The organism is Shewanella sp. ZOR0012, from assembly GCF_000798835.1.
In the GTDB taxonomy this organism is placed as follows: Bacteria; Pseudomonadota; Gammaproteobacteria; order Enterobacterales; family Shewanellaceae; genus Shewanella; species Shewanella xiamenensis.
The window spans coordinates 1-5,238 of sequence record NZ_JTLE01000007.1 but is presented as its reverse complement, the minus strand read 5'-3'; the positions used below and the strand labels follow the sequence as shown (position 1 = coordinate 5,238).

General features: G+C 43.5%; 6 protein-coding genes and 2 pseudogenes. 2 read left to right on the top strand and 6 right to left on the bottom strand.

The genetic code is table 11. From position 1 onward, the window contains the following. From L976_RS00095 to L976_RS23015, 4 genes and pseudogenes are all read right to left on the bottom strand, one after another. Positions 1–534: pseudogene (locus L976_RS00095) on the bottom strand (hypothetical protein); the annotation flags it as partial. Beyond that, positions 518–742: a hypothetical protein gene (locus L976_RS00090; protein ID WP_047532806.1), complete on the bottom strand. Its 225-nt coding sequence runs from the start codon at positions 740–742 to the stop codon at positions 518–520. The gene L976_RS00090 and the pseudogene L976_RS00095, both read right to left, overlap by 17 nt. Beyond that, on the bottom strand, positions 736–951 hold the full coding sequence (locus L976_RS00085) for a hypothetical protein (protein WP_047532803.1): 216 nt from the start codon (positions 949–951) through the stop codon (positions 736–738). Before L976_RS00085 ends, L976_RS00090 begins: the two co-directional genes overlap by 7 nt. Then, positions 948–1,103 carry a hypothetical protein gene (locus tag L976_RS23015; RefSeq protein ID WP_156143116.1) on the bottom strand — a complete coding sequence of 52 codons (156 nt, stop codon included), beginning with the start codon at positions 1,101–1,103 and terminating at the stop codon, positions 948–950. Before L976_RS23015 ends, L976_RS00085 begins: the two co-directional genes overlap by 4 nt. Before the next feature lie 186 nt (positions 1,104–1,289). Between L976_RS23015 and L976_RS00080 the strand changes: the two genes are divergently transcribed. Then, on the top strand, positions 1,290–1,583 hold the full coding sequence (locus L976_RS00080; RefSeq protein WP_047532800.1) for a helix-turn-helix domain-containing protein: 294 nt from the start codon (positions 1,290–1,292) through the stop codon (positions 1,581–1,583). A gap of 170 nt (positions 1,584–1,753) precedes the next feature. On the opposite strand, the gene L976_RS00075 is transcribed toward L976_RS00080, so the two are convergent. Both L976_RS00075 and L976_RS23560 read right to left on the bottom strand, forming a co-directional pair. Further along, positions 1,754–3,049: a tyrosine-type recombinase/integrase gene (locus tag L976_RS00075; RefSeq protein WP_047532797.1), complete on the bottom strand. Its 1,296-nt coding sequence runs from the start codon at positions 3,047–3,049 to the stop codon at positions 1,754–1,756. A 61-nt stretch (positions 3,050–3,110) separates the two neighbouring features. Next, a complete protein-coding gene (locus L976_RS23560) occupies positions 3,111–3,329 on the bottom strand; it encodes a hypothetical protein (protein ID WP_037430492.1) in 219 nt (72 codons plus the stop codon). 176 nt (positions 3,330–3,505) lie between these two features. Between L976_RS23560 and L976_RS00070 the strand changes: the two are divergent. After that, positions 3,506–5,083: pseudogene (locus tag L976_RS00070) on the top strand (DUF3369 domain-containing protein). Positions 5,084–5,238: the final 155 nt, after the last annotated feature.

Below are 5,238 nucleotides of genomic sequence, written 5' to 3'. Positions count from 1 at the left end.
CTTGCGGGTACTGTTGTCCATCGGCGGCAACATTTCGCCCGTTTCAAGGTTTACCCGACCGAGTTCAGGCAGACTTGCCACGGTTTCAGGGGCTTTTTCGTAAATATCACGGACAATGAAACGCTCTGAGGCTTCGAGATTCACGCCAAGCGAGGCGGCAACAGCGTCGTGAGCCTCGCTATGCTTGGCGCGTAAATGTTCAAGATAGCGACCAATTCGAGCCTCTTTGCGGGTGTTTGTCGTGGCTACCGTGTGACGTGTCGGACTTTTGCAATCCTTGACTAGCCTAGCTTTCTCGGGCTTCGCCCGCCCTGCGGGGCTTTGGTCTTGGCGTGCAATTTCGGCAAAATAAGCCTGATTTCGGCGGCATAAATCCAGCTTTAGCTTTTCGGCGTTGCGCTGGTCAAATTCGGATACAAAAATACCGCCCCTTGGGGCGGTTAAGTCTTGAGGTTCGAAGGTGAGCGGCGGCAAATCCTCTATTATCTCAACAGTGGATATTGGCGCCCGCGCGCCCTTAATGTGTGGCTGCATCACGCCCCCTTAGCTCTGCGGCTTTGGCTAGGCTTAAATAGCTTGATGCAACGTCATGAAATTGCGCGGCGACTTTAAAATTGCCGCGCCCAATATAATCCCAAGCGATTTCTAAATACCGCTCAGCCTGTGAAATGAAAAACGGCGCTTGCGACCATTTAGGGTCTGGGTTGAGGCGCTGAACGCCCTCGAAGGATGCCATTAACATTGGGATTCCTCCCATTCTGCGGCCACTAAGGTTAGCTCCCTTAATGCGCCTTTGTAACTTGGATTTGTCAAATAGACAGGCGTTTCCCTTGTTGCTTGACCAATCAACTTGTGGAGTAATTCAATATGCGCATGAGCGGCGACTAAATCAGCCCGCATTTCGTTTATTTCGTCTGGCGTAGGTGCGCGGAAACTTGGGTTATCAATCATCTTGCACCCCCGAAAAACTTAGCTTTCAGGCGGCGAACAATTTCAGCATTGCGTTGACGCAAAGCGTTACTGATTGGCTTTGCTAATGCGGTGGCGTCCATCCATACGGGGACTTCAATATTGGAATTCGGTACTTTTTTGTAAGTGGTCATTGGTCTGTCTCCTGTGGCTTGCCTGTTGGTTTTGTGGCTAACGGGACGCATCCAGCGACCCGCGCCACACAGGACATATTCAGCCTACATTCATCCACTTTGCTGTACAAGCAACAACTCTGCTGCATTTACGATGAAGAATGCAGCAACTACACTGGTTATAGGACACCAACAGGACACGGAAAAATGCAACCATCAGACTTGCTCGACCTCATACGAGCCGCATACGGCCTGACTTCTGATTATCAAGTGATGAAAAAATTTGGTTTTTCACAGACTGGCGTTTCTCATTGGCGCCGAAATGCCAGTTTTCCTAAAGATGACGTGTTAATTAAGTTCGCGGATGCGTTAGATATTCACTTAGGAGTTTTACTATTGCATTCAGTTATTTGGAGACAAAAAGACCCTATCGCAAAGGCCTCTTTGCAAAAAATTCTAGATGCTCTGGCATACTGCGAAAAATCGGAGTTACTTGATTAGATTGTTACTAAAATGTGGCAAAATCGGCCAAGCTGCTGTATTCCATCAAATCGCTTACAGACCTTACATAGCAAGGGTTTGGCAAAATTATCTAATGTTTAGAATGCTTTAACGATCTATACATTGTGCGCAGTTTTCATGTAAGAGGGATTTAGGGTGCCGATAACATCCTAGTTAATACCTTGCAAATGGTCTAACGGCTTATTAAAGGCGCTTTCATGTCTTTCTATTTGTGTGGTGTGTAAATACTTCGATGTGGTGTCGATACTCTCATGGCCTGCATCGGCTTGGACATGTGACAACGGTCTACGGTTAATATTAATGTCATGGGTAATCCCTGTATGTCTGATATTGTGTGCTGTGAGTTTTCTCATTTGTGCCGCGTCTTGGTGAAAGCCATCAACTTGAGCATTATCCGCAGCAAGATTAATAATCGCTTGGATTTCTTCCCGTATCTGACGGATCCCAAGATTAGCATTCACTACACCCGCATCTCGGCCGCGACCAGCTGCTCTATGTCGAACAAATAACGGATGTGGTTCACTTTGATTTGGATAGTCAGTAAGACCTAAAAACTGTCGATATTTAACTAAGCCGTCCAGTAACGCCTTTGACATCGCCACGCTACGCTTTTTACCACCTTTACTCAGTGGAATATGAAAACTCCAAATGCCTGTCTGTGAATTTTGCCTAAATTGGCCCATCACTGGTGAATAGCCAACCCGTGCAGATACATCAGAGATGCGTAAATAGCAGGAATAAATCAATGAAATCAAGAATAAACTACGTTGATGCAATTCGGGTAATGTTTCAGCCAATCGAGTAACTGTGCTCATCACATAGGACCACTGTAGTTCTGTGAAAGCCAAGTTGTTTTCATCTTCCTCGCTTTGTCTTTGATACTGCTTGTTTTGGCCAAAGCGGCTGTGATTCAACCAAATTTGCGCGGGGTTGCGCTCACAAAACTCCTCACTCATTAAGTAGCTATAAAACGAGGATAAAATAGCAATCTTGGTTTTTAATGCATTGTCGCTAAGCACATAAGGTTGAACTTGCCCTAACAGTTTCTTGCCGACAAATGGCCGCCAAAGACTATTAGGAACCCGCTCATCACGCAGTTTATCGAGTTTAAACTGTGGCACGTTAAAGTAACCAATCAGCGCTAAGGGTGGCGCCAAACAATAATTCACATACCGACTCATATCCTTACGTAGCACCTGTGTGGGTGACATTTTGGCGACATCAAAGCACCAATGCAGGAATGTAGTGAGTTCACTCCGATAGGCTTTATAGTTGTTTTCACTGTGTTTTTGTTCAAATAACCAATCTGTTGCATGTTCCATTACTAAACCTGCATCAGGCACATCCGTTAGACTGACTTGGGTAATGTATTGATTCACCACACTGTTCCCATCTTGTATGAATTCAATTGAATCAAATAAAGGTAATACTGGAGGAAGCTGCATAATAACTTTTAAATTTAAGTGTTTAATGCATGATAATACTTAAATGCAAATGCCGATAACGTTATTTATCGGCATTAATGAGTCTTTCAATTTGCGGACAACTTGTTTGTGAACATTGCTGGCAGCCTATGCGTTTTTGGCAACAGATAAGGCAAAGTTGCCAGACTTTCCGTTTTGATTGATTATCTAGACATGAAAAATCCGCTGCACATAGACTTCCTTCACGAATGAGTTGCGCAAGTTTCTCCTCTGATATAGATAAATTGATCCTTTCTGCCATATATGCCATATAAATTCCTGCTGAGTTATCTATTTTGATAATACACAAATGATAATAGTTATCAATAACGAGCTGTTAAATTTGCGACCTTCCCCGCTGCAGAATTATTTTTACTGATTTGACAAGCTTCTACTACACTCTAACTGTGCGACATAAATTAAGTGATGAGGTCTCGGATGGTGATTGATCTTACAAAGAAAAAGCCGCTCTTTTCAGGGAAAAAAACCATAGAAACTTCTGCATTTTCTGCGCCCTGGAAAATTCTTGTTGTTGATGATGAGCCTGATGTACACACGGTCACTAAACTTGCACTTTCTCGTTTTAAACTCGATGGTCGTGCCCTCTCCTTTATTAACGCTTATAGTGCTGAACAAGCTAAAGAATTTCTTTTAAATGAACAAGATCTGGCAATTGCCTTTATTGATGTTGTAATGGAAACCGATCATGCTGGCTTGGAGTTAGTAAAGTGGATCCGTGAGGAACATAAAAACAAAACAATCCGCCTAATTTTGCGCACAGGACAGCCAGGCCAAGCTCCTGAAGAAGATGTTATCGTCAACTACGATATCAATGACTATAAGGCAAAATCTGAACTCGATTCACGCAAGTTAATGACAAGTGTCTACTCGGCACTGCGTTCTTACCGCGACATTATGGAAATCGAACAAGCAAGGCGTGCACAGCTGAATCATCGAAAAGGATTAGAGCGAGTGCTCGAGGCAACCTCAGGATTATTTGAACTCAGAACGCTCTATCGATTCGCTGATGGCTTGCTGACCCAAGTTGCAACCCTATTGAATCTCGATTCCGAAACACTGCTGCTAACCTGCAATGCCATGGATGCGATAAGCGGCCATATGGAATCTGCTGAGATTAAGATTTTGGCGGGGACGGGACAATTTGCCGAGAGTCCTGCGAACAAAGTGTTACCAATGCATATTGATAAGTTATTACGCACCGCTCTCGCACAAAAGCGTTGTTTATATGAAGATAACTGTTTCGTTGGCTATTTCCCAACGAAGAGCGGGCTTATCAACCTGCTTTATATGGATGGGATTGATAAAATCGACGATTTAGATAAAAAACTTATTGATATTTTTGCAATAAATGTGGGTATCGCCTTTGAGAACCTACTTCTAAATCAAGAGGTCGAAGATACCCAGTCTGAACTTATTCTACGTTTAGGAGATGTCGTTGAAAGCCGCTCAAAAGAGGCGGCAAACCACGTAAAACGTATGGCCGAATATTGTGCCAAACTGGCACTACTTGCTGGATTATCAGAGACCGAAGCTGAACTTTTACGCAGAGCATCGCCTATGCATGATATTGGTAAGATAGCGATCCCCGATGCTGTGTTGCTTAAGCCTGGTAAGTTAGACGATAAAGAATGATCGGTTATGCGTCAGCACCCTACTATTGGCTACCAGATCCTCGCTAATTCCGAGCGGCCTATCCTAAAAGCCGCAGCGATTATAGCCTTGCAACATCATGAAAAGTATGATGGTTCAGGCTATCCAGCCAATTTAAGACAAGAACAAATTCACATTTTTGCCCGTATTGTTGCAATTGCAGATGTGTTCGATGCTCTTTCCCATGCACGTTGCTATAAAGCAGCTTGGCCACTGGAAGAGGTTATCGATGAAATGCGTAAAGGTGCAGGTAAACATTTTGATCCTGATTTACTCGAACTGTTTATCAATAACATCGATATTTTTGTACAGGTAAAGGAAAACTGGAAGGATCATGATGAATAGCCAAAAAAGCATTCATAATCAATCATCCACCTATGATAATCGGTCATATGAATAAGGAGCGGGAGTTAATATTGTTAACAAGCTCTTTATCCGGCGAACTGCATAAACTTAATACGGATTATCGGCAAGAAAGTCAAAAATAACGGCTTGCTCGA

What these genes read in the sequence shown, in the direction of transcription:
- L976_RS00080 (WP_047532800.1), top strand. Translation starts at nt 1,290, where the DNA reads ATGCAACCATCAGACTTGCTCGACCTCATACGAGCCGCATACGGCCTG.
- L976_RS23560 (WP_037430492.1), bottom strand. Translation starts at nt 3,329, where the DNA reads ATGGCAGAAAGGATCAATTTATCTATATCAGAGGAGAAACTTGCGCAA.
- L976_RS00075 (WP_047532797.1), bottom strand. Translation starts at nt 3,049, where the DNA reads ATGCAGCTTCCTCCAGTATTACCTTTATTTGATTCAATTGAATTCATA.
- L976_RS00085 (WP_047532803.1), bottom strand. Translation starts at nt 951, where the DNA reads ATGATTGATAACCCAAGTTTCCGCGCACCTACGCCAGACGAAATAAAC.
- L976_RS23015 (WP_156143116.1), bottom strand. Translation starts at nt 1,103, where the DNA reads ATGACCACTTACAAAAAAGTACCGAATTCCAATATTGAAGTCCCCGTA.
- L976_RS00090 (WP_047532806.1), bottom strand. Translation starts at nt 742, where the DNA reads ATGTTAATGGCATCCTTCGAGGGCGTTCAGCGCCTCAACCCAGACCCT.